The organism is Pseudomonas sp. OTU750018, assembly GCF_011636575.1.
Lineage (GTDB): Bacteria > Pseudomonadota > Gammaproteobacteria > Pseudomonadales > Pseudomonadaceae > Aquipseudomonas > Aquipseudomonas peli.
In genome coordinates this window covers 563,646-586,996 of record NZ_JAAPAU010000001.1, presented here as the reverse complement: position 1 = coordinate 586,996, position 23,351 = coordinate 563,646, and the positions used below count along the sequence as shown (strand labels likewise).

The window sequence follows — 23,351 nt, the reverse complement described above, 5'->3', positions numbered from 1 at the left end:
AGCTGCGCATTGTGCACCCCGCGCGGCGCGGCGCAAAGTCCGTGCGGGTTTAAGGGTTATGGCTGCGCAATATCTGCATATATTCGCCGCTGCTGTGTAGATCGCGCAGGCCCTGCTCAAACACTGCGCTCCAATCCGGTTCGCCGGGCTTGGCGGGAACAAAACCGACCAGCAGCGGGACGCGCTCCAGCACATTGCCCTGCCAGCTGAGCTTGCCGCGCAGTTGTTCATCGTTGGCGATCAAATAGTTACCGACGATACGTTCCAGCAACACCATGTCGAAACGCCGGGCATTGAGCTTGCGCAGGTTGCTTATGTCGTCCACGGCGTCTTCGAGGGTCAGCCCAGCATCGAGAATATGCTGTGGGTAACCGTAGCCGCGCACGATGCCCAGGGTGCGCCCGCGTAATTCCTGCAGCTGGCTGAACTGCAGCGGATAATCGTTGCGAATAAACAGCCCCAGTTCGCTGTAAAACAGCGGGCGCGAGGGCTGCAGCCCTTCCTCGTTAATCTCCTTGGGCCATAGCGCCAGCGCACCCTGGTAGTTGCCGTTGCCCAGCTCAACACGCGCCCGCGCCCAGGGTAGAAAGTCGATCTGCAGCGGATAGCCGCGTACGGCAAAGGCGCGGCGGGTCAGGGCGACGATGCTGCCGCCATCCGGCAGCTGTTCAGAGCTGTAGGGCGGGTATTCCAGGGTGGCCATGCGCAGTTGTGGCTGGGCCTGCGCCGATTGCGCGAAGAAAAACAGTAATGTTGCAACGAGTAGAACGATAGGCATGGTGAGCCGTCAGGGCAGGGTCCTGATTGGTTATAGGTGGCGCGGCAGGATAGTTCCATAGGGAGCGGCAAGATTCAGTGCGTCAATGACGCTGCTCGGCTATTTGCCTGTTTGGCGTTAGCTGTTAACTTCCAGCCAACTCCGCAGCGCGGATTAGACCATCTCAGGGCAAGAGGATAAAAATAATGCAGCCTGATTTCTGGAGTGACAAACGCCCGGCCGGCGTACCCAATGACATCGACCTGGGGGCTTACAAGTCGGTAATCGAGGTGTTCGAGCGCTCGTGCAAGAAGTTCGCCGACCGGCCCGCCTTCAGCAACCTGGGCGTGACCCTGACTTATGCCGAGCTTGATCGGCTCTCGGCGGCCTTTGCCGCCTACCTGCAAAAGCACACTGACCTGCAACCGGGCGAGCGCATCGCCGTGCAGATGCCCAACGTGCTGCAGTACCCGATTGCCGTATTCGGCGCTATGCGCGCCGGGCTGATTGTGGTCAACACCAACCCGCTGTACACCGCCCGCGAGATGCGCCACCAGTTCAAGGATGCCGGCGTGCGTGCGCTGGTGTACCTGAACATGTTCGGCAAGCTGGTGCAGGACGTGCTGCCGGATACCGAGATCGACTACCTGATCGAAGCCAAGATGGGTGACATGCTGCCTAGCCTGAAAGGCTGGCTGGTCAACACCGTGGTGAAGAAGGTCAAGAAGATGGTTCCTGACTACCACTTGCCGCAGGCGGTGGGCTTCAAGGATGCGCTAAAGCAGGGCCAAGGGCATGCGCTGAAGCCGGTCAAGGTCGGCCAGGAAGACATCGCCGTGCTGCAATACACCGGCGGCACCACCGGTGTGGCCAAGGGCGCGATGCTCACCCACGGCAACCTGGTGGCCAATATGCTGCAAGTCGATGCCTGTCTGTCGCAGCTGGGCAACGATGGCACCCCGCTGATGAAGCAGGGCCAGGAAATCATGATCGCGCCGCTGCCGCTCTACCATATCTATGCCTTCACCGCGAACTGCATGTGCATGATGGTCAACGGCAACCACAACGTGCTGATCACCAACCCGCGCGACATTCCAGGCTTCGTCAAGGAGCTGGGCAAGTGGCAGTTCTCTGCCTTGCTGGGCCTCAACACGCTGTTCGTCGCGCTGATGGATAACCCCGAGTTCCAGAAACTGGATTTCTCCAAGCTCAAGGTCACCAACTCCGGCGGCACCGCCCTGGTCAAGGCTACGGCCGAGCGCTGGCAGGCGATGACCGGCTGCACCGTGGTCGAAGGCTATGGCCTCACCGAAACCTCGCCAGTGGCCAGTACCAACCCTTATGGCGATAAAGCGCGTCTGGGCACGGTGGGCATTCCGGTGCCGGGTACGGCGTTCAAGGTCATTGATGATGACGGCGTTGAGCAAGGCCTGGGCGAGCGCGGCGAGCTGTGCATCAAGGGCCCGCAGGTGATGAAGGGCTACTGGAACCGTGAAGAAGCCACTGCCGAGGTGCTGGACGCCGAGGGCTGGTTCAAGAGCGGTGATGTGGCGGTGATCGACCCGGATGGCTTTGTGCGCATTGTCGACCGCAAGAAGGACATGATCATCGTCTCGGGTTTCAACGTGTACCCCAACGAGATCGAAGATGTGGTCATGGCTCACCCGAAAGTCGCCAGTTGCGCGGCCATCGGCGTGCCGGATGAGAAGTCCGGGGAAGCGGTCAAGCTGTTCGTGGTGGCCCGCGACAGCAGCCTCAACGCCGATGAACTGAAGGCCTACTGCAAGGAGAACTTCACCGGCTACAAGGTGCCCAAGCAGATCGTCTTCCGTGATTCGCTGCCGATGACCCCGGTAGGCAAGATTCTCCGTCGCGAGCTGCGCGATATCGCCTGACGCATACACGGTCGCGTCAATACAGCCGCAGGTTAAGCTGCGGCTGTATGAAACCTCCGCCAATCCCCGCGAAACCCCTGTAACTCGCTGCTTTCAGCGCCATCAATAAAAATGACTTAAATTGCCTTGTTGGTCATTTTTGTGACTGCTGCGGCGCTTATTGGTGCTAGTCGCTGTTTGGCAAAGCTGCTACTCTCGGGCGGCTTTTTTGTGATCCACCATCCATGGCGACCCTGCTTTCCAGGCTGTTGCTGTGTGACGTCAAAAATTGCTCCCGGTAATTTTTTTGCCGTTCAAATCGCAGAAAACACGCAAATCTACAATAAACAACCGTCTACGCGCGGTGAAGATCAAGCTGTTGCTGAGGAGTGGGCTTCCATGACCGAAAACTTTTGGAAGGATAAGTATCCCGTTGGGATTGCTGCCGAAATCAATCCTGACCAGTACCCGAACATCCAGGCGGTACTGAAAGAGTCCTGCCAACGCTTCGCCGACAAGCCCGCTTTCAGCAATATGGGTAAAACCATTACCTATGGTGAGCTGTACGAGTTGTCCGGCACTTTTGCCGCTTACTTGCAGCAGAACACCGACTTGCAGCCTGGCGACCGAATCGCCGTGCAACTGCCCAACGTGCTGCAGTATCCGGTTGTTGTCTTCGGTGCCCTGCGCGCCGGTCTGGTGGTGGTCAACACCAACCCGCTCTACACCGCGCGGGAAATGGAACACCAATTCAACGATTCCGGCGCCAAGGCCCTGGTCAGTCTGGCCAACATGGCCCACCTGGCTGAACAGGTTCTGCCGAAAACCGGGATCAAGACGGTCATCATCACTGAAGTTGGCGACATGCTTTCGCCGCTCAAGCGCCTGCTGGTCAACAGCGTGGTCAAGCACGTGAAGAAGATGGTCCCGGCCTACAACCTGCCGCAAGCCGTCAAATTCACTGCTGCCATGGCCAAAGGCCGTGGTCAGAGCGTGAAAGAAGCAGCTCCGGCCAATGGTGAAATTGCCGTGCTGCAATACACCGGCGGCACCACCGGCGTGGCCAAGGGCGCGATGCTCACCCACCGCAACCTGATCGCCAACATGCTGCAGGTCAAGGCACTGATGGGCTCAGAAATGAGCGAAGGCAGCGAAGTGCTGATCGCGCCATTGCCGCTGTACCACATCTATGCGTTCACCTTCCATTGCATGGCGATGATGCTGATTGGTGGGCACAACGTGCTGATCACCAACCCGCGTGATCTGCCGGCGATGACCAAGGATCTGGCCAAGTACAAATTCACCGGTTTTGTCGGCCTCAACACCCTGTTCGTTGCCCTGTGCAACAACGAGGACTTCCGCAAGCTGGACTTCTCCACCCTGAAGGCCACCTTCTCCGGCGGTATGGCGCTGCAACTGGCGACCGCCGAGCGTTGGAAGCAGGTGACCGGTTGCTCAATCTGCGAAGGCTTCGGCATGACCGAAACTAGCCCGGTGGCCTCGGTCAACCCGTTCAGTAATATCCAGATCGGCACTATCGGTATTCCGGTACCGTCGACCGTGTGCAAAGTGATCGATGACGAAGGCGTTGAGCAGCCACTGGGTTCGATTGGTGAGCTGTGCGTCAAAGGTCCGCAGGTGATGAAGGGCTACTGGCAGCGTCAGGAAGCCACCGACGAAATCCTCGACGCCGAAGGCTGGTTGAAGACTGGCGATATCGCGGTGATTCAGGAAGACGGTTACATGCGTATCGTCGACCGCAAGAAGGACATGATTCTGGTGTCCGGCTTCAACGTCTACCCGAACGAGCTGGAAGACGTGCTCGCCACTCTGCCAGGTGTGCTGCAGTGCGCGGCCATCGGTGTGCCGGATGAGAAGTCGGGCGAAGCGATCAAGATCTTTGTGGTGGTCAAACCGGGTGAAACCCTGACCAAAGAGCAGGTCATGGAGCACATGCGCGCCAACGTCACGGGTTACAAGGTGCCGAAAGCCGTGGAGTTCCGCGACATCCTGCCGACCACCAACGTCGGCAAGATCCTGCGCCGCGAACTGCGTGATGAAGAACTGAAGAAGATGGGCAAGAAGTAAAACCGCGCTAAACAAAACCCCGCCTAGGCGGGGTTTTTTGTGTCTGCGACTAAACCGATCGAACAGCGGTGAGCTTTAGTTTCAGTGGTCGGTCAAGCTGTGCGCCAGGTGATTTCCTCTACGCCATCAGCGCTGATGCGCATCCAGCGGTCGGCTTGCTCGTCGCTTTCTTCTTCCTGCCAGCCGCCCGGCGCGCAGCGGACTTCAACATTCAGTGCCGCGAAGGCCGCTTGAGCGCAGGCCAGGTCGTCAGCCCAGGGCGTGGCATCACTTTCCAGGTACAGGCTATTCCATTTGCCAACCGCTTTGGGCAGCCAGGTGACGGGTACGTCGCCGGCCGTGCATTTATAGGTCTGGCCTTTCTGCTGCCAAGGCGTGCAGCTGCCCAGTGCGCTGTTCAGCCACTCGCCGATGGCGGTGTGGTCGGCGTCTTTCAGGTAAATCTCGATATCCGGTTGGCGCATGGTCATAGTCTCTCGATCCAGTCGTAGCGGATGGCGACAGTTACGTCGCAAGGTTCGGCGATTACCGCCGCGCGGCGCTCGGCGCTGGCGCGCCAGCCGTGTGGGGTCATGGCCAGCAGGTCGGCGCGCGCCTCGCTGCTGTCCAAGTGCAGATTAAAGGTCAGGGTTTCGCTGTGGGCCAGGCGCATGCCCTCAGGGATCAGCTCCAGGTGTTTCTGATCATCGTAGTCACGTACTTCGTCGTACAGCTTCTGACGTAATTCCATCAGGTGTTCGCGGGTTGGGCCCATGCGCAGCAGGCCACCACCGGGGGCGAGCAGACGCTTGGCTTCTTGCCAGTCGAGCGGACTGAAGACGCTGGCGAGTAATTGGCAGCTGGCGTCTGCTAGCGGCACGCGGGCCATGCTCGCCACCAGCCAAGTCAGCTGGGGCGCACGTTTGCAGGCGCGCTTGACCGCCTCGCGGGAGATGTCCAGGGCATAGCCATCGGCCTGTGGCAGGGCGTCGGCGATCTGTGTGGTGTAGTAACCCTCGCCACAGCCAATATCCAGCCAGCGTTCCGGGTTATAACCGGCAGCCAGTTCGGCCAGGCGCTGCGCCAGAGGGGCGTAATGCCCACCGTCGAGAAAGCGCCGTCGGGCCTCGACCATGGCGGCGTTATCGCCGGGGTCGCGACTGTTCTTGTGCTGCACTGGCAGCAGGTTCAGGTAACCCTGGCGTGCACGGTCGAAGCGGTGGTTGGCCGGGCAGGCTACACCATTGTCGAGCGTCTGCAGCGGCGCCTGGCAGATCGGACAGGTCAGGCTCATGCGAGCAGATTGACCAGGGTTTGATAGTAAATCTCGGTCAGCACATCCAGATCACTGGCCAGCACGCGTTCGTCGACCTGGTGGATGGTGGCGTTGACCGGACCAAGTTCGACCACTTGGGTGCCAAGGGTGGCAATAAAGCGCCCGTCCGAGGTGCCGCCGCTGGTAGACGGTTTGGTATCGCGGCCGGTGATGGCCTTGATACTGGCCGCTACGGCGTCGAGCAAGGCTCCTGGCTCGGTGAGAAAAGGCAGGCCGGAGAGTGCCCAGTCGAGCTCAAAATCCAAGCCGTGTTTATCGAGGATGGCCTGAGTGCGCTGCTGCAGACCTTCAACCGTCGATTCAGTCGAGAAACGGAAGTTGAAGATGGCCTTCAGCTCACCCGGAATCACGTTGGTCGCGCCGGTGCCTGCGTTGAGGTTGGAAATCTGGAAGCTGGTCGGCGGGAAGAATGCGTTGCCGTCGTCCCAATGCTCGGCGGCCAGTTCGGCCAGGGCCGGCGCGGCCAGATGAATCGGGTTGCGCGCCAGGTGCGGATAGGCCACGTGACCTTGCTTGCCGCGTACGGTGAGGGTGCAGCCGAGCGAGCCGCGGCGGCCGTTTTTCACTACGTCACCGACCAGGGTAGTGCTCGAGGGTTCGCCGACGATGCACCAGTCCAGGCGCTCGTTACGTTCGCGCAGGCGTTCAACCACCGCCTTGGTGCCATGGTGCGCCGGGCCTTCTTCATCACTGGTGATCAGAAAAGCGATACGGCCTTTATGGTCCGGGTATTCCGCAACAAAGCGTTCAACGGCAATGATCATCGACGCCAGGCTGCCTTTCATGTCCGCCGCGCCACGGCCACAGAGCATGCCGTCTTCATCAATCAGTGCATCGAATGGCTGGTGCTGCCACTTCTGCACCGGGCCGGTGGGCACCACATCGGTGTGTCCGGCAAAGCACAGTACGGGACCCTCTTGGCTGCCGTGGCTGGCCCAGAAGTTGTCCACATCTTCGATACGCATCGGCTCGATGGTGAAACCGCAGGCGGCAAGGCGGCGCGTCATCTGCTCCTGACAGCCTTCATCAAGCGGCGTGACGGAAGGACGACGAATCAGCTCACAGGCAAGCTCCAGCGTCGGGGAGAGGGGCGTGGCGTTGGCGGTCATTGCGGCTCCAAGGCGGCATCAAGCGGAAAGGTCGCCATCTTAAAGCAAAACGGCGGCCATTGGCCGCCGTCTAGCATTCAGGACACCTGTGATCAGCTGGCCGCCGCGGTTTCCTGCGCGCTTGCCTGAGGCGCCGGCAGTGACGACAGCAAAGCCATGATCAGTGCCGCCAGGTAGGGCAGCGACTGCACCAGCAGCATAGCTACCCAGAACTTCACATCGGCGCTGGGCAAGCCCTGGACGATGCTGATGCCGATGGCCGAACCCCACAGCAGCAGCATGATAAACACTTCTTCGCGGGCCTCGGCCAAGGCCACCAGGATGCCGTGGTTGCTGGCCATCTTCGGTGTGCGGAAGAACGGGATAGTCTTGGTGAAGGTGCCGTATAGCACCGCCTTGGCGATCGTGTGCGACAACGCCAGGCCTGCCAGCGCAGCCTGGAAGGAGCGCACCAAGTCAACTCCCATGGCCTTGCGGTAGAGGAACAGGATCTTGCCCAGCTTGAAGAAGAACAGCGCCAACGGCGGGATGGCGAAGATCATCAGTGGCGGGTCAACCCGCTGCGGCACGATGATCATCGCTGCCGACCAGAGCAGCGCACCGACGGTGAAGAAGATATTCAGGCCGTCGGCGATCCACGGCAGCCAACCGGCGACGAAGTGGTAGCGCTGTCCGCTCTTGAGTTCGGAGTCCTTGCCGAGGAACAGGCTGCGTGCATGGCCCTTCATGATCTGAATGGCGCCGTAAGCCCAACGGAAGCGCTGCTTCTTGTAGTCGATAAAGGTGTCCGGCATCAGCCCCTTGCCGAAGCTTTCGTGGGCGTAGGCGGCGCTGTAGCCTTTCTCGAATACGCGCAGGCCCAGTTCGGCGTCTTCGCAGATGGTCCAGTCGGCCCACTTCAGCTCGTCCATCACGGTACGACGGATCATGGTCATGGTGCCGTGCTGGATGATCGCGTCGCGGTCATTACGCGTCACCATGCCGATATGGAAGAAGCCTTTGTATTCGGCATAGCAGAGCTTCTTGAAGACGTTCTCGTTGCCGTCACGGTAATCCTGCGGTGATTGCACCACGGCGATCTTAGGGTCGCTGAAGTGCGGCACCATGTACTTAAGCCAGTTCTTGTCGACGCAGTAATCAGCGTCGATCACCGCTACCACTTCGGCGTCCGGACAGGTGTGCGGCAGGATGTAGTTCAGCGCACCGCCTTTGAAACCGGCAATTGGTGCTACGTGGAAGAAGCGGAAGCGTGGACCCAGGACTTTGCAATACGCCTCAACCGGCTCCCACACGGCCGGGTCCTTGGTGTTGTTGTCGATGATGATGACTTCGTAATCCGGATAATCCAGCGCAGCCAGGGCGTCGAGGGTCTGTTTGACCATCTCCGGTGGCTCGTTGTAGCAGGGTACGTGCACCGATACCTTGGGGCGGTAGGCACTGTCGGCCAAGACCGGCTGGAACGGCCGGCGCCGCGCGCGGGTCCAGGCGGTTTCAGCCAGTTCGTGGGCTTCTGTCAGCAGGACGATAAACACGCCGAAGGCGCCAATACCCAACAGCAGGCCAACCAAGGTGCTGAACCAGGTGCTGTACTGCTGGCTGTAGTCGTAACCGATCCATACCAGGGCGGAGCCGCCGGCGAACGCGACAATGGTCAGGAAGGTGCGCCCGCGCTGACGCAGGGCACTGCCGTCGATCAGCATCAGTGCCAGGCTGAGCAGGGCCAGTACCACCGAGCCGATGGCCAGCAAGCGCCATTGTGGGATCGCCACCACGGGGCCTTCGAAAGCGAATTTGGCCTGACGTTCGAGGTTGTAAACGCCCCAATACGCACCCACCGAGCCCTCATCGCTGGCTTTCCATGGCTGGTCGAAGGCTTCAATAACGAAGTAGTTGTAGCCTTTGGCATTGAGCGCATTGACCAGCGTGCGCAGGTATATCGCCTGGTCCGCTTGAGAGGCATCGGCGCCGCCGCGCATGCGGCCGTTGCTCGGCCAGCCAACTTCGGAGAGCAGCAGCGGCTTTTTCGGGAAGAGTTTTTTCAGGTCTTTGGCGCGCTCCAGCACGAAGTCGGTGGAGTCCTCCATCGGCACGAATTCCCAGTAGGGCAGAACGTGGGCGGCGATCAGGTCGACGTGCTGAGCCAGCTCTGGATGGTCCTGCCAGATGTGCCACTGCTCCGAGGTGGTCACCGGCACCTTGACTGCTGCGCGCACACGGTCGATGTAGGCGATCAGGTTTTCCGGGGTCACTTCGCTGCGGAACAGCGCTTCGTTACCGACCACCACGCGCACTACGCTGCGTGAGTTATTGGCTATTTCGATGGCTTTGGCGATTTCTCGCTCGTTGCGCTCCAGATCCGGGCTGATCCAGATACCCAGGGTCACGCGCAGGCCGAACTCTTCTGCGAGCAGGGGGATGTTGCCCAGTGGGCCGTCTACCGAGTACGTGCGGATGTTGTCGGTGTGTGTGCTCAGCAGCTCCAGGTCAGCGCGCATCTGCTCATCGCTGGGGTAGGTGTCCTGCTGCGGGTTTTGCCCGGCGCGGAAAGGCGAGAAGGAAAATCCGGAAATCTGTTCCGGCCAATCCGGTGCGGTTACCGGGCGGTTATACAGCGCCCAGATACCGGTAAACACGGCGGCAATTGCCAGGAACATGACCAGGTTCAGTCCAAACTTACGCGAAGGCATAGTGTGCAGGTCCAGCGAAGGGGCAATAAAAAGCGACGAGCGTCGGGTGCCGCATGCTACGCCGCCGCTATTGGGCTGTATAGCCGGCAGACGGGCATATTGATGGGACGATTGTCGGTCGTGAAGGTTCCGATAGTGGCAATGTGCTATGGCTGTTCATCGGATAGACAGGGCTAGACCAAGACAGGGCTTGGGTGTGGCTCGTCAGCTACCTATAATGCGCGCCGCTTGTGGCTTGTGAGAGTGAAGAATGCCTGTGGATGAACAACGCTTTGCCGGGATCGCCCGTCTATATGGTCGCCAGGGAGCCGAGCGGCTCGCGGCTGCGCATGTGGCGGTGGTCGGGATTGGCGGCGTGGGCTCCTGGGCAGCTGAGGCTTTGGCGCGCTCCGGAGTGGGCGAGATTTCCTTGTTTGATCTGGATGATGTCTGCGTCAGCAACAGCAACCGTCAGCTGCATGCGCTCGACAGCACGGTTGGCCAACCTAAGGTCGAGGTGATGGCCGCGCGTATCCGCGCTATCAATCCGGCCTGTGTGGTACATGCGGTGGCGGATTTCGTGACCCGTGAGACCATGGCCGAGTACATCACTGAGCACCTGGATGCAGTGATCGACTGCATCGACAGTGTCAACGCCAAGGCTGCGCTGATTTCATGGTGCAAACGGCGCAAGATCCAGGTGATTACCACCGGTGGCGCGGGTGGGCAGATCGACCCGACGCAGATCCAGGTCGGCGACCTGAACAAAACCTGGAATGATCCGCTGGCGTCCAAAGTGCGCTCCACCCTGCGCCGCGATTACGGCTTCTCACGCACGCCTGGGCGCAATTACAGCGTGCCCTGCGTGTATTCCAGCGAGCAGCTGCGCTATCCCAAACCCGACGGTACGGTGTGTCAATACAAGGGTTTTGTGGGGGAGGGGGTCAAGCTCGACTGCGCCGGCGGTTTTGGTGCAGTGATGATGGTGACCGCGACTTTTGGCATGGTCGCCGCGGCGCGCATCGTCGATAAATTGGTTGCTGGTACTCGGCGGCCGGCAGAGCGGCGGCCCGCACATGATGATGTTGGCTAATATTTAAAGAATGACCGGTTGCGGTCTATGTTCAGCAGGGATGTGCTGGTAGTTCTCTTTTGAGGTGTGCTGTGTTGTCCCTGCTGCGTCATGTATTACGTCATGTCCCGCGATATGCGCTGCTGTTTGCTGCGTTCTCTGCTTGCCTGAGTGTCCATGCCCACTCGGTTGTGCGAGTTGGTACCGGTGACTGGGTGCCCTATGTTGATCAGCAGCGCAAAGATGGCGGCGCCTTGTCACGGTTGGTGCGGGACATTTTCAAGGCGGCCGGTTATCAGGTTGAGTTCGTTTATTACCCCTGGGACCGCAACCTGCTGATGCTCGAACAGGGCGGCCTGGATGCGGTGATGCCGTATATCTGCAGTAAGAGTCGCCAGCGTTTCACAGCATGCAGTGATGCAGTTGTGGCGGGGGACGTGGTGTTATTCCAACGCAGCGACCAGCAACTTGCTTGGACCCGTTTCGGCGATCTTAAGACGTTCCGCATCGCTACGACGCTGGGCTACTCCTATGGTACGGAGTTTGATGCGGCGCTTGATGCTGGGCAGTTGCAGGTGCAGCAACATGGCAAAGAAGACACTGGCTTCCGTTTACTGAGCCTGGGGCGGGTTGACTTCCACCCTCAGGATCGAGCAGTAGGTTATGCCATGCTGCGTCGCCTGTTTTCCGACCAGGAGCGAGCGTTGATTACCCATAATCCGCGTATTTTGCATGCTGAACCGTTGCACCTGCTGTTTCGCAAAGGTGATGCTAAAGCCGATCAGTTGCGTGAGATATTTAATACCGGCCTGCGGCGCCTGGCGCAGAGCGGTGAGTTGCAGCGTTTGCAACAGGCCCTGTATTCCGGCAATGCCGATCAGTGGCGCGCTGCGCCCTGATCGTTGGCATCGAGCAAGTGCTGCATCCGTGTCAGCACGGCCTGTAGGCCATTGCTGCGTGAGGGTGACAGGTGACGGGCCAGGCCAAGCTGGGTAAACCAGTCCTGCAGATCCAGCTGCGCCAGTTCGGATGCCGGCAGGCCGTTGACTCTGGCCAGCAGCAGCGCGAGCAAACCCCGCAACAGTCGTGCATCACTGCTGGCGCGAAACTGCCAGTGAGCGCCGTCCTGCTCCGCCAGCAGCCACACCTGACTTTCACAGCCTTGCACCCGGTTGGCTTCAATGCGTTCGGCATCACTCAGCGGGACGAGCTGGTCGCCCCATTGCATCAGCAGGCGTGCGCGCTGTTCCCAGCCGGGGCAGGCGCCAAAGGCTTGTAGTGCAGTCTGCGCAGTGGCAGGAAGGCTCATTGCAACAGCTCCAAGGCTTGATCCAACGCGCTGAAAAAACGCTGTAAATCGCCGCCATCGTTATACAACCCCAGCGACACACGAATCGCCCCGTTCAGGCCGAGGCCCTGTAACAGCGGCATGGCGCAGTGATGGCCGGCGCGCACGGCGATGCCCTGTTCGGTCAGCAGGTGAGCCAAGTCGGCATGGTGCACGCCATCGACCACAAAACTGGCCAGTGCGACAGTCGGCGTGCCGAGCAGGCGCAGGCTCTGGCGAAGTTGCAGCCCTGCGATCAGCTCGGCATGCAATGCCGCTTCGTGGGCGCTGACGGCGCTGGCATTGAGGCTGCTCAGGTAATCCAGGCTGGCGCCGAGGGCGATCACCGAGGCAATCGGCGGAGTGCCAGCCTCAAAACCCAATGGTGCTGGGCGAAAGCTGGCGTTGCTGTAGTCGGTGTGCAGCAGCATCTCGCCACCAAACTGCCAGTGCGCCAGCTGCTCAAGGGCGTGCGTGCGGCCATAAAGCAGGCCGACGCCGTCCGGGCCATAGAGTTTGTGGCTAGAGCATATATAGAAGTCGCAGCCCAAGGCCTGCACGTCTTGGCGGCCATGCACCACGCCCTGAGTGCCATCGACCAAAGTCAGCGCGCCTTGCGCCTGTGCCATCGCGAGCAGTTGCTCAAGCGGTTGCCAGCAACCGAGCACGTTGGACAGCTGGCTTACCGCCAACAGGCGGGTGCGTGGGCCAATCAACTGCGCTGCTTGGGCTAGGTCGATCAACCCATGCTGATCCAGCGGCAGCACCACCAGCTTGAGCTGGCGGCGCAGCGCGAGTTGCTGCCAGGGCAGCAGGTTGGCGTGATGTTCCAGGGCGCTGATGACGATCTCGTCACCGGGCTGCAGGCGCTGCTCCAGGCCGTAGGCCAGCAGGTTGAAAGCTTCGGTGGCGCTGCGGGTAAAGATGATCTGCTGCGCGCTGGGCGCATTTAGCCAGCGTGCAACCTTCTCCCGCGTGGCTTCGAAGGCGCGGGTGGCACGCTCGCCCGGCAGGTGCTGGGCGCGATGCACATTGGCTGCGCCACCGGCGTAATAGCCGAGCAGGGTATCGAGCATGGCCTGGGGTTTTTGCGCGGTGGCGGCGCTGTCCAGATAGGTCTGGCCTTCGGCCGCAAGGGCCTGAATGCCAGGGAAGTCAGCGCGCCAGGGGGAAGTCAGTGACATGGATTTTCCAGAGATTATCTGGCGACTAAAAGTTGGGTTTAGCGCGTTGCGAGCGAAACCCAGACAAGGCGCAATAAGGCGAGGACGCGGAGTTTACTGGTGTAAATGAGCGTCCGAGCCTTAGTGCAACGCAGTATGGGCGAGCGCAGCCGCGCTAAACCAACTTTTTAGTTGTGCGCGTGCAGGGCTTCGTTCAACTCGATAGCCGACTTGTGGGTCTTGCACTCCACGGCGCCAGTTTGCGAGTTGCGGCGGAACAGCAGGTCCGGCTGGCCCGCCAGATCACGGGCCTTGAGCACCTTGACCAGCGTGTTGTCAGCATCCAGCAGCGCCACCTTGGTGCCGGCAGTGATGTACAGACCGGACTCCACGGTGTTGCGGTCGCCCAACGGAATGCCGATGCCGGCATTGGCACCGATCAAGCAGCCTTCGCCCACGGAAATGACGATATTGCCGCCGCCGGACAGGGTGCCCATGGTCGAGCAGCCGCCGCCCAGGTCCGAGCCCTTGCCGACGAACACGCCCGCCGACACGCGGCCTTCGATCATGCCGGGGCCGGCAGTACCGGCGTTGAAGTTGACGAAACCTTCGTGCATCACGGTGGTGCCTTCGCCCACGTAGGCGCCCAGGCGGATGCGCGCGCTGTCAGCGATACGCACGCCAGCCGGCACCACGTAGTCGGTCATTTTCGGGAACTTGTCCACTGAGAAGACTTCCAGCAGATCGCCCTTCAGGCGCGCTTCCAGTTGACGCTCAGCCAGTTCACCGAGGTCGACGGCACCCTGGCTGGTCCAGGCCACGTTTGGCAGCAGCGGGAAGATTCCGTTGAGGTTCAGGCCGTGCGGCTTGACCAGGCGGTGCGACAGCAGGTGCAGCTTGAGGTAGGCCTCAGGCGTGCTGGTGAGTGCGGCGTCTTCGGCGAGCAGAGTGACCACCAGCGGCTTCTGGCTTTCGGCCAGGCGGGTGAGCAGGGCGGACTGCTGGCAGTCGACGTTTTTCAGCGCTTCGGCCAGGTCGCCTGCCTGGCTGTTTGTCAGGCTGAGAGCCTGGTTGCCGCCTTGGTACGCGATTTTTTCCAGCACTTTGGCGACCAGTTCGCTGCTCGGGGTGAGCAGTGGCTGGGCGTAGAAGACTTCCAGCCAGGTGCCCTGACGGTTCTGGGTGCCAACGCCGAAAGCCAGGCTGAAGAGGGTTGTGCTCATGTTGTTTTCCTTACCGCAAATTCGTGTGGGCCGGCTGGTTCAAACCAGTTCGGCGGCATAACGGTCAGCCTTGAAGCCAACCAGGGTCTTGTTGCCGAGATCCAGCACCGGGCGTTTGATCATCGACGGTTGGGCGAGCATCAGTTCGATCGCCTTGTGCTGATCGAGGCCGCTTTTCTGCGCCTCGTCCAGCTTGCGGAAGGTGGTGCCTGCGCGGTTCAGGATGGTTTCCCAACCATGCTCATTGCACCACTTCTCCAGGTTGCCACGGTCTATGCCGCAGGCTTTGTAATCATGAAAGGCGTAGCTTACCCCGTGCTCATCGAGCCAGGTGCGAGCTTTTTTCATGGTGTCGCAGGCTTTTATGCCAAACAGGGTCTTGCTCATCAGAGGCTCTTCACAAAATCACGGATACGTTCGGCTGCTGCCACGCACTCGGCCAGCGGCGCGACCAGGGCCATGCGCACACGGCCGGCCCCCGGGTTGTTGCCGTCCACTGCGCGCGACAGGTACGAACCAGGCACCACGGTGACATGCTCGCGGGCAAACAGCTCGCGGGTAAATGTTTCATCGTCTATCGGCGTTTTCGCCCACAGGTAGAAACCGCCATCCGGCCGTTGCACATCCAGGACATTGCCAAGAATCGCCAGCACCGCGTCGAACTTCTCGCGGTACAGGTCGCGGTTGGCTTTGACGTGGGCTTCGTCGCTCCAGGCGGCGACGCTAGCTAGCTGGGTTTGCACCGGCATGGCGCAGCCGTGGTAGGTACGGTACAGCAGGAAAGATTTCAGAATGTCGGCGTCGCCGGCGACGAAGCCCGAACGCAGGCCTGGCAGGTTGGAGCGTTTGGACAGGCTATGGAACACCACGCAGCGTTTGAAATCATGGCGGCCCAGTTCGGCGCAGGCCGTCAGCAGGCCGGCCGGTGGGGTGGCTTCATCGAAATACAACTCGCTGTAGCACTCATCCGCAGCGATCACGAAGTCGAATTTATCAGCTAGGGCGATCAGCTTTTTCAGTGTCGGCAGCGGAATCAGCGCGCCGGTCGGGTTGCCGGGTGAGCAGAGAAAGAGGATCTGGCAACGCTGCCAGACCTCGTCGCTGACGGCGTCGAAATCCGGGTTGAAACCATGTTCTTCCAGGCATGGCAGGTAGTGCGGACGTGCGCCGGCAAGAAAAGCCGCGCCTTCATAGATCTGATAGAAGGGGTTGGGGCTGACTACCAGGCCATCGACATCGCGCTTGACCACCGCCTGGGTAAAAGCAAACAGCGCTTCACGGGTGCCGTTGACCGGCAGCACATGGCGCGCCGGATCGAGCACGCCCGCCGGCAGGCCAAAGCGGCGGTTACACCAGCTGGCGATAGCTTCACGCAGCGCCGGGATGCCCAGGGTGGTCGGGTAGACCGCAAGCTGGTCGAGGTTTGTGCGCAACGCCTCGGCGACAAACTCCGGTGAACGGTGCTTGGGCTCACCAATCGACAGGGCAATCGGGCTTTTGCCGGCGGCTACCTGCACGCTGCCAAGCAGTGCGCGAAGCTTTTCAAACGGGTAGGGCTGCAGCTGGTTTAACGCGTCGTTCATTGTTGCTTCCTGAGGTCTGCCAGCACCCGCATCCAAGATGGCGGGCGGCTCAAGGGTAATAAGGGGCTTTAAATAACGATTCGGCTTGGTTCGGCCTGTGTGCCTGGGGCATCGGACAGTTGCGCAACCATGGTTTCCTGCAGGCGCATGCACAGCTCGGGGTCGGACAGCGGCTGGTTGTGCGCATCGGTGACGAAGAACACGTCTTCCACCCGCTCGCCTAAGGTGGCGATTTTTGCGTTCTGCAGCGACAGGTCGAAGTCGAGGAAAATCCGCCCGATTCGCGCCAGCAGGCCCGGTCGATCCGGTGCGGTGACTTCGAGGATGGTCACTGGTCGGTGCGCATCGTTGTGAATGGTCACTTGCGGCGCAAAAGCAAAGTGCTTGAGCTGGCGCGGTACCCGGCGTTGGATAATGGCTGGGTAGTCGTCTGGGTTCTTCAATGCGTCGACCAAGCCCTGGCGAATCTCTTTGATTCGCACTGGGTTCTCGCCAATCGAGCCGCCTTCGCCTTCGAGCACGATGTAGGTGTCGAGGGTGAACTGGCTGGTGGAGGTGAGAATCCGCGCGTCATGGATGTTCAGGTTGAGCTGGGCCATGGCCGCCACGGTCACGGCAAAAAAGTCGTGCTGATCCTGGGCGTAGATAAAGATCTGCGTGCCACCTTCAAACTCGCGCTGGGTGGTTTCCTTGATCAGTACCAACGGCTCGCTGTTGTTGCCGTGTTGCAGGATCGCCTCGCTGTGCCAGGCCACGTCCGATGCCGTGTGGCGCAGGAAGTAATCGTCACCCAGTTGCGACCAGAGTTGCTCGGCATCATCCGGGTCGGTGCCGCCGCGCACCAGGATGTCCAGGGCGGCGATCTGCGTCAGGCGTATCTGCTCTTCGCGGTCCAGCGGGTTTTCCAGGCCGCGGCGCAGCGCACGCTTGGTCTCGGTATACAGCTGGCGCAGCAGGCTGGCACGCCAGGAGTTCCACAGGCTGGGGTTGGTGGCATTGATGTCAGCCACGGTCAGCACGTAGAGGTAATCCAGGCGGGTTTGGTCGCCGACCAGGCGGGCGAAGTCGAAGATCACCTGTGGGTCGGACAAATCCTTGCGTTGCGCCGTGGTGGACATTACCAGGTGGTGTTGCACCAGCCAGACGATCAGCTTGGAGTCCCAGTTCGGCAGTTGGTGGCGTACGCAGAAGGCTTCGGCATCCACTGCGCCGAGCTCCGAATGGTCGCCGCCACGGCCTTTGCCGATGTCGTGGTAAAGCCCGGCCATATAGATCAGCTCGGGCTTGGGCAGCTTGTCGATCAGTTTGCTGGCCAGGGGGAATTTTTCCGCAAGCTCGGTCCACTTGAACTTACGCAGGTGCTTGATCAGGTTCAGGGTGTGCGCATCGACCGTATAGATGTGGAACAGGTCGTGCTGCATCTGCCCGACAATATGGCCGAACTCCGGCAGGTACAGGCCGAGGATGCCGTAACGGTTCATCCGCCGCAGATTGCGATGAATGCCTTGCGGGCTTTTGAACAGTTCAACGAACAGGCTGGTGTTGCGGATGTCACGGCGGAAATCATCGTCGATCAGGTGACGGTGCTCGCGCAGCAGGCGAATGCTGTTGGCGCACACGCCTTTGATGTCGGGGTGCTGCGCCATCAGCACGAAGATTTCCATGATGGCAAACGGCGTACGCTTGAACACGTTGGGGTGCGCGACTTCGATATAGCCATCCCGCAGCAGGAAACGACTGTTAAGCGGTGTGGCCTGGCCAATTTCGCCGGCGTTGAGGATTTGCTCTTCGAAGTGCTGGACGATCAGATCGCTCAATTCGGCGATCGCCATCACCACGCGGTAGTACTTCTGCATAAAGCGCTCAATGGCGCGCTTGCTGTCGCTGTCTTCGTAACCCAGTAGGGCCGCTACCTTGCTCTGGTGGTCAAACAGTAGACGGTCTTCGGCGCGGCCTGCGAGCATGTGCAGTGCGTAGCGCACCTTCCAGAGGAATTCCTGACTGGAGGCAAGCAGGGCGTATTCGCTTTCCAGCAAAAAGCCCTGGCCGACCATGGCGTGCAGGTTCAGCGTGCCGAAATGCCGGCGCGCGACCCAAAGGATGGTCTGGATATCGCGTAATCCGCCGGGTGAGCCTTTGACGTTGGGCTCCAGGTTGTATTCGGTGTCGTTGTATTTGCCGTGACGGGCGCGCTGCTCTTTGTGCTTGGCCAGGAAGAACTGCTTGCTCGGCCACATCTGCTCGGTGCTGGTAACCGCCTGCATGCGCTGACGCAGGCGTTCGGGACCGGCAATGGTGCGGCTTTCCATCAGGTTGGTAATCACCGTCAGGTCGGCGCGTGCCTCTTCGGCGCATTCATCCACGCTGCGCACGCTTTGCCCGACTTCCAGGCCAATGTCCCAGAGCAGGGTAAGGAAGCGCTCTATGGGCTCGCGGAAGGTTTCGTGGTCGGCGTTGTCGAGCAGGATCAGCAGATCGATATCGGAGAAGGGGTGCAGTTCGCCGCGACCGTAGCCGCCGACGGCGAGCAGGGCGATATCGGCATCTTCACTCCAGGACAGGCGATCCCAAGCCTCGCGCAGGATCTGGTCGACAAACCAGGCGCGGTCTTCAACCAGGCGGCGCACATCGCGACCACTGGTGAAACGCCCGTCGAGTACTTCGCGGGCGTGGCGAATGGCCTTCTTGAACGCCGCAATAGGGCTGGCCTTAAGGGCCAATTCCGCCTGGAACTGGCCGCGGTCGAACAGCTCGGGATCTACCTGCGGCATTGCGGCCTTCCTTCTATCTATAAAGCAGACTCAGCGAGCGGCTCAGGCCGATGTACGGGCGATGGTGTCATCACTGCGCAGTGTGAATATCTCGTAGCCATCAGCGGTCACCAGAATGGTGTGCTCCCACTGGGCGGAGAGCTTGCGGTCCTTGGTGATTGCGGTCCAGCCGTCACCCAGGGTGCGGGTTTCTGGGCGGCCCTGGTTGATCATCGGCTCGATGGTGAAGGTCATGCCTTCCTTCAGTTCCATACCAGTGCCGGCGCGGCCGTAGTGCAGCACTTGCGGTTCTTCATGGAACACCGCGCCAATGCCATGGCCGCAGTATTCGCGCACCACCGAGAAGCCGTTCTTCTCTGCATGCTTCTGGATCACTTCGCCGATATCGCCCAGGCGCGTACCGGGTTTGACCAGCTCGATACCTTTATACATGCACTCCTGGGTGATCTTGGCCAGGCGCTCGGCCCACTCCGGCACTTTGCCGACCATAAACATCTTGCTGGTATCGCCGTGGTAGCCATCTTTGATCACGGTGATATCAATGTTGATCACGTCGCCTTCTTTCAGCGGCTTGTCATTTGGGATGCCGTGGCAGACCACGTGGTTGACCGAAGTGCAGATCGACTTTGGGAAACCTTTGTAATTGAGCGGCGCAGGGATGGCCTGTTGCACGTTGACAATATAGTTATGGCAGATGCGATCAAGCTCTTCGGTGGTGACGCCGGGCTTGACGTGTTCGCCAATCATTTCCAGAACTTCGGCAGCCAAGCGACCGGCTACGCGCATTTTCTCGATTTCGTCGGGCGTTTTGATGGTGACGGTCATGTGCGGCTCTCGAACGCGAACAGAAAGGGCGACATCTTAACAGCTACAAGTCGCCAGCCATAAGCGCTACGTTAAACCTGCGGCTAACTTGGCTGCATATGTTGTTGTCTGTGAGTAGCTTGGTCCTGACTTTTATGGTATAAAACGCGCCGCTTTACGAGCTGTGTGCCCGAAAGCTTAAACCCACACACGTATCGACACGGTTTCCTGGGTGCCTTGCGACAAGTTCGCCAGGTTGGAGATCGGGATACGTGGAGGCCTAACCCGACTTATCAAGGAACTATCATGTCCCAAGTCAACATGCGCGATATGCTGAAGGCCGGTGTGCACTTCGGCCACCAGACCCGTTACTGGAACCCGAAAATGGGCAAGTACATTTTCGGCGCGCGCAACAAGATCCACATCATCAACCTTGAAAAAACCCTGCCAATGTTCAACGAAGCACTGTCCTTCGTTGAGAAACTGGCTTCGGGCAAAAACAAGATTCTGTTCGTGGGCACCAAGCGTTCCGCTGGCAAGATCGTTGCTGAAGAAGCAGCACGTTGCGGTTCGCCGTACGTCGATCATCGCTGGTTGGGCGGCATGCTGACCAACTACAAAACCATCCGCGCCTCGATCAAGCGTCTGCGTGATCTGGAAGTTCAGTCCCAGGACGGTACTTTCGCCAAGCTGACCAAGAAAGAAGCCCTGATGCGCACCCGTGATCTGGAAAAACTGGATCGCAGCCTGGGTGGTATCAAGGACATGGGCGGTCTGCCAGACGCTCTGTTCGTGATCGACGTTGACCACGAGCGCATTGCTATCACCGAAGCCAACAAGCTGGGTATCCCAGTTATCGGCATCGTCGATACCAACAGCAGCCCTGAAGGCGTTGACTACATCATCCCAGGTAACGATGACGCCATTCGCGCCATCCAGCTGTACATGGGTGCAATGGCTGACTCGGTAATCCGTGGTCGCACCAACGCTAACGGCGGCGCCGACGAGTTCGTTGAGCAAGCCCCGGCTGCAGAAACTGCTGAAGGCTAAGTAAAACGCGCTTAGCGTTTGCTTAGTTCGCAAAAAGGGGGCTTAGCCCCCTTTTTGCCACCTTGAAAACCATCGTCGACGTGCAGTTGCAATCGTTTCTGGTCATTGTCGGCAATGCGTTACGAATTGAGCGCCCGTTTTTGGCGGGTGGAATGGTTAACAACCTATCCAGAGGATTTTGAAATGGCAGAAATTACTGCAGCGTTGGTTAAAGAACTGCGTGAGCGTACTGGCGAAGGCATGATGGATTGCAAGAAGGCCTTGACCAAGGCTGGCGGCGACATCGAAAAAGCCATCGACGACATGCGTGCTTCCGGCGCGATCAAAGCTGCCAAGAAAGCCGGCAACGTGGCTGCTGAAGGCGCCATCAGCATCAAGGAAGATGGCAAGACTGCCGTCATTCTCGAAGTCAACTCGCAGACCGACTTCCTGGCTCTGCAGGACGATTTCAAGAACTTCGTTGCTGCCAGCGTCGAGAAAGCCTTTGCTGACAAGATGACCGAAGTTGAGCCGCTGATCGCTGCTCAAGAAGAAGCCCGTCTGGCACTGGTTGCCAAAACTGGTGAGAACGTCAATATCCGTCGTCTGGCGCGTATTGAAGGTGACGTTCTGGGTTCTTACCTGCACGGCAACAAGATCGGTGTTGTGGTTGTGCTCAAGGGCGGCACTGTCGACCTGGCCAAAGACATCGCCATGCACGTAGCTGCAAGCAACCCTGAATTCCTGCTGCCTTCGGAAGTGTCCGCTGAAGCCATCGAGCGCGAGAAAGCCGTGTTCGTCAGCCTCAACGAAGACAAGATCAAGGGCAAGCCGGCTGAAATCGTCGAGAAGATGGTTGCTGGTCGTATCCAGAAGTTCCTGGCTGAAGCCAGCCTGGTTGAGCAAGCCTTCGTTAAGGATCCGGAAATCAAGGTCGGTGCTCTGGCCAAGAAAGCCGGTGCTGAAATCGTTTCCTTCACCTACTTCAAGGTTGGCGAAGGCATCGAGAAGCCGGTCGACAACTTTGCTGAAGAAGTTGCTGCGCAAGTAGCTGCTGCCAGCAAGCAGTAAGACGGCTAACTGCTGTTGCCCCGAAGAGGCTGCCCGCTAACGCGCGCGGCCTCTTTGTCAAATTGAGGGCACAGCTAAGCTGTGGAGTGGTTGGTGCTTTGGCACCAATGGCTCAGGGCGCTGTCGAAGCGCTCGATAAAAGCGAACCGAAGGTTTGCACAGAATTCAAACGCCGCAGGAGAGACTCGCAATGGCTCAGCAGATGAGTGGTCGTCAACCGCGCTACAAGCGCATTCTGCTCAAACTTAGCGGCGAGGCCCTGATGGGGTCGGAAGATTTTGGCATCGATCCCAAGGTGCTGGACCGCATGGCGCTGGAAGTCGGTCAGTTGGTCGGTATCGGTGTACAGGTCGGTCTGGTTATCGGTGGTGGCAACCTGTTCCGTGGCGCGGCGCTGAGCGCGGCGGGTATGGATCGGGTAACCGGCGACCATATGGGCATGCTGGCCACCGTGATGAACGCCTTGGCCATGCGCGACGCGCTGGAGCGTTCGAATATTCCGGCCATCGTCATGTCGGCTATTTCCATGGTTGGAGTGACCGATCACTACGACCGGCGCAAAGCGCTGCGTCATCTGAAAACCGGTGAGGTGGTGATTTTCGCCGCTGGCACTGGTAATCCGTTCTTTACCACCGACTCGGCCGCTTGCCTGCGCGCCATCGAAATTGATGCCGACGTGGTGTTGAAAGCCACCAAGGTCGATGGTGTGTACACTGCCGATCCATTCAAAGACCCGCATGCCGAGAAGTTCGATCGCCTGACCTACGATGAGGTGCTCGACCGCAAGCTGGGCGTAATGGACCTTACGGCCATCTGCCTGTGCCGCGACCATAATATGCCGCTGCGTGTTTTCAACATGAACAAGCCTGGTGCCCTGCTGAACGTTGTAGTGGGTGGCGCTGAAGGCACTCTGATTGAGGAAGATAAACATGATCAATGAGATCAAAAAAGACGCCCAAGTGCGTATGCAAAAGAGCCTGGAATCACTGGTTCATGCCTTCAGCCGAATCCGTACCGGTCAGGCCCACCCAAGCATCCTCGGTGGCGTGATGGTGCCTTACTACGGCTCCGACACCCCGCTGAACCAGGTGGCTAACGTCACCGTCAAAGACGCCCGTACCCTGCAGGTTGTGGCCTTCGAGCGCAACATGCTGTCTGCTGTCGACAAGGCGATCCAGAGCTCCGGCCTGGGCTTCAACCCGACCAATCTGGGTGAGCTGCTGCTGATCTCAATGCCGGCGCTGACCGAAGAAACCCGTAAGGGCTTCACCAAGCAGGCGCGTGATGCGGCTGAAGATGGTCGTGTGGCGGTGCGCAATATTCGTCGTGACGCCCTGAGCCAGTTGAAAGACTTGGTCAAGGAGAAGGAAATCAGCGAAGACGAAGAGCGCCGTGCGGCCGACGAGATCCAGAAGCTGACCGACAAGTTTGTCGCGGAAATCGAAGTGGCAGTGAAGCAGAAAGAAGCGGATCTGATGGCCGTTTAACGGCCAGGATAT

Annotated in this window: 20 protein-coding genes; 8 read left to right on the top strand and 12 right to left on the bottom strand. The window is 59.6% G+C overall.

Annotated elements, in window-relative coordinates:
- Nucleotides 1-49 precede the first annotated feature (49 nt).
- The gene (locus HCI85_RS02895; protein ID WP_167141726.1) at nucleotides 50-778 is read right to left on the bottom strand and encodes a substrate-binding periplasmic protein; all 729 of its coding nucleotides are present in this window, start codon (nucleotides 776-778) and stop codon (nucleotides 50-52) included.
- 185 nt (nucleotides 779-963) lie between these two features.
- Here HCI85_RS02895 and fadD2 point away from each other — a divergent pair, with 185 nt between their 5' ends.
- Both fadD2 and fadD1 read left to right on the top strand, forming a co-directional pair.
- On the top strand, nucleotides 964-2,652 hold the full coding sequence (gene fadD2 / locus HCI85_RS02890; RefSeq protein ID WP_160085146.1) for a long-chain-fatty-acid--CoA ligase FadD2: 1,689 nt from the start codon (nucleotides 964-966) through the stop codon (nucleotides 2,650-2,652).
- 378 nt (nucleotides 2,653-3,030) lie between these two features.
- On the top strand, nucleotides 3,031-4,719 hold the full coding sequence (gene fadD1 / locus HCI85_RS02885) for a long-chain-fatty-acid--CoA ligase FadD1 (RefSeq protein ID WP_090248415.1): 1,689 nt from the start codon (nucleotides 3,031-3,033) through the stop codon (nucleotides 4,717-4,719).
- A 92-nt stretch (nucleotides 4,720-4,811) separates the two neighbouring features.
- Here fadD1 and HCI85_RS02880 read toward each other — a convergent pair whose 3' ends face one another.
- The 4 genes from HCI85_RS02880 to HCI85_RS02865 form a co-directional block, all read right to left on the bottom strand.
- Complete coding sequence (locus HCI85_RS02880) at nucleotides 4,812-5,183, bottom strand: hypothetical protein (RefSeq protein ID WP_167144225.1); 372 nt, start codon at nucleotides 5,181-5,183, stop codon at nucleotides 4,812-4,814.
- 2 nt (nucleotides 5,184-5,185) lie between these two features.
- A complete protein-coding gene (locus HCI85_RS02875) occupies nucleotides 5,186-5,992 on the bottom strand; it encodes a putative RNA methyltransferase (RefSeq protein WP_167141724.1) in 807 nt (268 codons plus the stop codon).
- A complete protein-coding gene (dapE, locus tag HCI85_RS02870; protein WP_090248412.1) occupies nucleotides 5,989-7,143 on the bottom strand; it encodes a succinyl-diaminopimelate desuccinylase in 1,155 nt (384 codons plus the stop codon). Before dapE ends, HCI85_RS02875 begins: the two co-directional genes overlap by 4 nt.
- Before the next feature lie 92 nt (nucleotides 7,144-7,235).
- The gene (locus HCI85_RS02865) at nucleotides 7,236-9,830 is read right to left on the bottom strand and encodes a glycosyltransferase (protein WP_167141722.1); all 2,595 of its coding nucleotides are present in this window, start codon (nucleotides 9,828-9,830) and stop codon (nucleotides 7,236-7,238) included.
- A gap of 250 nt (nucleotides 9,831-10,080) precedes the next feature.
- Between HCI85_RS02865 and tcdA the strand changes: the two genes are divergently transcribed.
- The gene (gene tcdA / locus HCI85_RS02860; protein ID WP_090248409.1) at nucleotides 10,081-10,902 is read left to right on the top strand and encodes a tRNA cyclic N6-threonylcarbamoyladenosine(37) synthase TcdA; all 822 of its coding nucleotides are present in this window, start codon (nucleotides 10,081-10,083) and stop codon (nucleotides 10,900-10,902) included.
- 74 nt (nucleotides 10,903-10,976) lie between these two features.
- Nucleotides 10,977-11,780 (top strand): substrate-binding periplasmic protein, encoded by an 804-nt coding sequence (locus HCI85_RS02855; protein WP_241693716.1) that lies wholly within the window; start codon nucleotides 10,977-10,979, stop codon nucleotides 11,778-11,780.
- On the opposite strand, the gene HCI85_RS02850 is transcribed toward HCI85_RS02855, so the two are convergent.
- The 7 genes from HCI85_RS02850 to map all read right to left on the bottom strand — a co-directional run bounded on the left by HCI85_RS02850 (nucleotide 11,759) and on the right by map (nucleotide 19,773).
- Nucleotides 11,759-12,190, bottom strand: a complete 432-nt coding sequence (locus HCI85_RS02850; protein ID WP_167141720.1) for a SufE family protein — start codon at nucleotides 12,188-12,190, stop codon at nucleotides 11,759-11,761. The two genes, HCI85_RS02855 and HCI85_RS02850, sit on opposite strands and share 22 nt — an antisense overlap.
- The gene (locus HCI85_RS02845) at nucleotides 12,187-13,392 is read right to left on the bottom strand and encodes an aminotransferase class V-fold PLP-dependent enzyme (RefSeq protein WP_167141717.1); all 1,206 of its coding nucleotides are present in this window, start codon (nucleotides 13,390-13,392) and stop codon (nucleotides 12,187-12,189) included. The genes HCI85_RS02850 and HCI85_RS02845 overlap by 4 nt, the downstream gene beginning before the upstream one ends.
- A 167-nt stretch (nucleotides 13,393-13,559) precedes the next feature.
- Nucleotides 13,560-14,594: a 2,3,4,5-tetrahydropyridine-2,6-dicarboxylate N-succinyltransferase gene (gene dapD / locus HCI85_RS02840; protein ID WP_167141715.1), complete on the bottom strand. Its 1,035-nt coding sequence runs from the start codon at nucleotides 14,592-14,594 to the stop codon at nucleotides 13,560-13,562.
- A gap of 39 nt (nucleotides 14,595-14,633) precedes the next feature.
- Nucleotides 14,634-14,981 carry an ArsC family reductase gene (locus HCI85_RS02835; RefSeq protein WP_167141713.1) on the bottom strand — a complete coding sequence of 116 codons (348 nt, stop codon included), beginning with the start codon at nucleotides 14,979-14,981 and terminating at the stop codon, nucleotides 14,634-14,636.
- Nucleotides 14,981-16,177, bottom strand: a complete 1,197-nt coding sequence (dapC, locus tag HCI85_RS02830; protein ID WP_167141711.1) for a succinyldiaminopimelate transaminase — start codon at nucleotides 16,175-16,177, stop codon at nucleotides 14,981-14,983. The genes HCI85_RS02835 and dapC overlap by 1 nt, the downstream gene beginning before the upstream one ends.
- A 68-nt stretch (nucleotides 16,178-16,245) precedes the next feature.
- Entirely contained in the window at nucleotides 16,246-18,948 is a 2,703-nt protein-coding gene (locus HCI85_RS02825) for a [protein-PII] uridylyltransferase (RefSeq protein ID WP_167141709.1), read from the bottom strand.
- A gap of 42 nt (nucleotides 18,949-18,990) precedes the next feature.
- Nucleotides 18,991-19,773, bottom strand: coding sequence for a type I methionyl aminopeptidase (gene map / locus HCI85_RS02820; RefSeq protein ID WP_167141707.1), 783 nt, complete (start codon nucleotides 19,771-19,773; stop codon nucleotides 18,991-18,993).
- Between the two features lie 285 nt (nucleotides 19,774-20,058).
- On the opposite strand from map, the gene rpsB reads away from it, so the two are divergent.
- From rpsB to frr, 4 genes are all read left to right on the top strand, one after another.
- A complete protein-coding gene (rpsB, locus tag HCI85_RS02815) occupies nucleotides 20,059-20,802 on the top strand; it encodes a 30S ribosomal protein S2 (protein WP_090248396.1) in 744 nt (247 codons plus the stop codon).
- 183 nt (nucleotides 20,803-20,985) lie between these two features.
- Nucleotides 20,986-21,852 carry a translation elongation factor Ts gene (tsf, locus tag HCI85_RS02810; protein WP_160085136.1) on the top strand — a complete coding sequence of 289 codons (867 nt, stop codon included), beginning with the start codon at nucleotides 20,986-20,988 and terminating at the stop codon, nucleotides 21,850-21,852.
- A 190-nt stretch (nucleotides 21,853-22,042) separates the two neighbouring features.
- Complete coding sequence (pyrH, locus tag HCI85_RS02805; protein ID WP_090248393.1) at nucleotides 22,043-22,792, top strand: UMP kinase; 750 nt, start codon at nucleotides 22,043-22,045, stop codon at nucleotides 22,790-22,792.
- Nucleotides 22,782-23,339: a ribosome recycling factor gene (frr, locus tag HCI85_RS02800; RefSeq protein WP_090383231.1), complete on the top strand. Its 558-nt coding sequence runs from the start codon at nucleotides 22,782-22,784 to the stop codon at nucleotides 23,337-23,339. Before pyrH ends, frr begins: the two co-directional genes overlap by 11 nt.
- The last annotated feature ends 12 nt before the right edge of the window (nucleotides 23,340-23,351 follow it).

Bases quoted from the DNA above. Each gene is read 5' to 3' on its own strand.
- HCI85_RS02895 (WP_167141726.1), bottom strand. From the start codon at position 778: ATGCCTATCGTTCTACTCGTTGCAACATTACTGTTTTTCTTCGCGCAA.
- fadD2 (WP_160085146.1), top strand. From the start codon at position 964: ATGCAGCCTGATTTCTGGAGTGACAAACGCCCGGCCGGCGTACCCAAT.
- fadD1 (WP_090248415.1), top strand. From the start codon at position 3,031: ATGACCGAAAACTTTTGGAAGGATAAGTATCCCGTTGGGATTGCTGCC.
- HCI85_RS02880 (WP_167144225.1), bottom strand. From the start codon at position 5,183: ATGCGCCAACCGGATATCGAGATTTACCTGAAAGACGCCGACCACACC.
- HCI85_RS02875 (WP_167141724.1), bottom strand. From the start codon at position 5,992: ATGAGCCTGACCTGTCCGATCTGCCAGGCGCCGCTGCAGACGCTCGAC.
- dapE (WP_090248412.1), bottom strand. From the start codon at position 7,143: ATGACCGCCAACGCCACGCCCCTCTCCCCGACGCTGGAGCTTGCCTGT.
- HCI85_RS02865 (WP_167141722.1), bottom strand. From the start codon at position 9,830: ATGCCTTCGCGTAAGTTTGGACTGAACCTGGTCATGTTCCTGGCAATT.
- tcdA (WP_090248409.1), top strand. From the start codon at position 10,081: ATGCCTGTGGATGAACAACGCTTTGCCGGGATCGCCCGTCTATATGGT.
- HCI85_RS02850 (WP_167141720.1), bottom strand. From the start codon at position 12,190: ATGAGCCTTCCTGCCACTGCGCAGACTGCACTACAAGCCTTTGGCGCC.
- HCI85_RS02845 (WP_167141717.1), bottom strand. From the start codon at position 13,392: ATGTCACTGACTTCCCCCTGGCGCGCTGACTTCCCTGGCATTCAGGCC.
- dapD (WP_167141715.1), bottom strand. From the start codon at position 14,594: ATGAGCACAACCCTCTTCAGCCTGGCTTTCGGCGTTGGCACCCAGAAC.
- HCI85_RS02835 (WP_167141713.1), bottom strand. From the start codon at position 14,981: ATGAGCAAGACCCTGTTTGGCATAAAAGCCTGCGACACCATGAAAAAA.
- dapC (WP_167141711.1), bottom strand. From the start codon at position 16,177: ATGAACGACGCGTTAAACCAGCTGCAGCCCTACCCGTTTGAAAAGCTT.
- HCI85_RS02825 (WP_167141709.1), bottom strand. From the start codon at position 18,948: ATGCCGCAGGTAGATCCCGAGCTGTTCGACCGCGGCCAGTTCCAGGCG.
- map (WP_167141707.1), bottom strand. From the start codon at position 19,773: ATGACCGTCACCATCAAAACGCCCGACGAAATCGAGAAAATGCGCGTA.
- rpsB (WP_090248396.1), top strand. From the start codon at position 20,059: ATGTCCCAAGTCAACATGCGCGATATGCTGAAGGCCGGTGTGCACTTC.
- tsf (WP_160085136.1), top strand. From the start codon at position 20,986: ATGGCAGAAATTACTGCAGCGTTGGTTAAAGAACTGCGTGAGCGTACT.
- pyrH (WP_090248393.1), top strand. From the start codon at position 22,043: ATGGCTCAGCAGATGAGTGGTCGTCAACCGCGCTACAAGCGCATTCTG.
- frr (WP_090383231.1), top strand. From the start codon at position 22,782: ATGATCAATGAGATCAAAAAAGACGCCCAAGTGCGTATGCAAAAGAGC.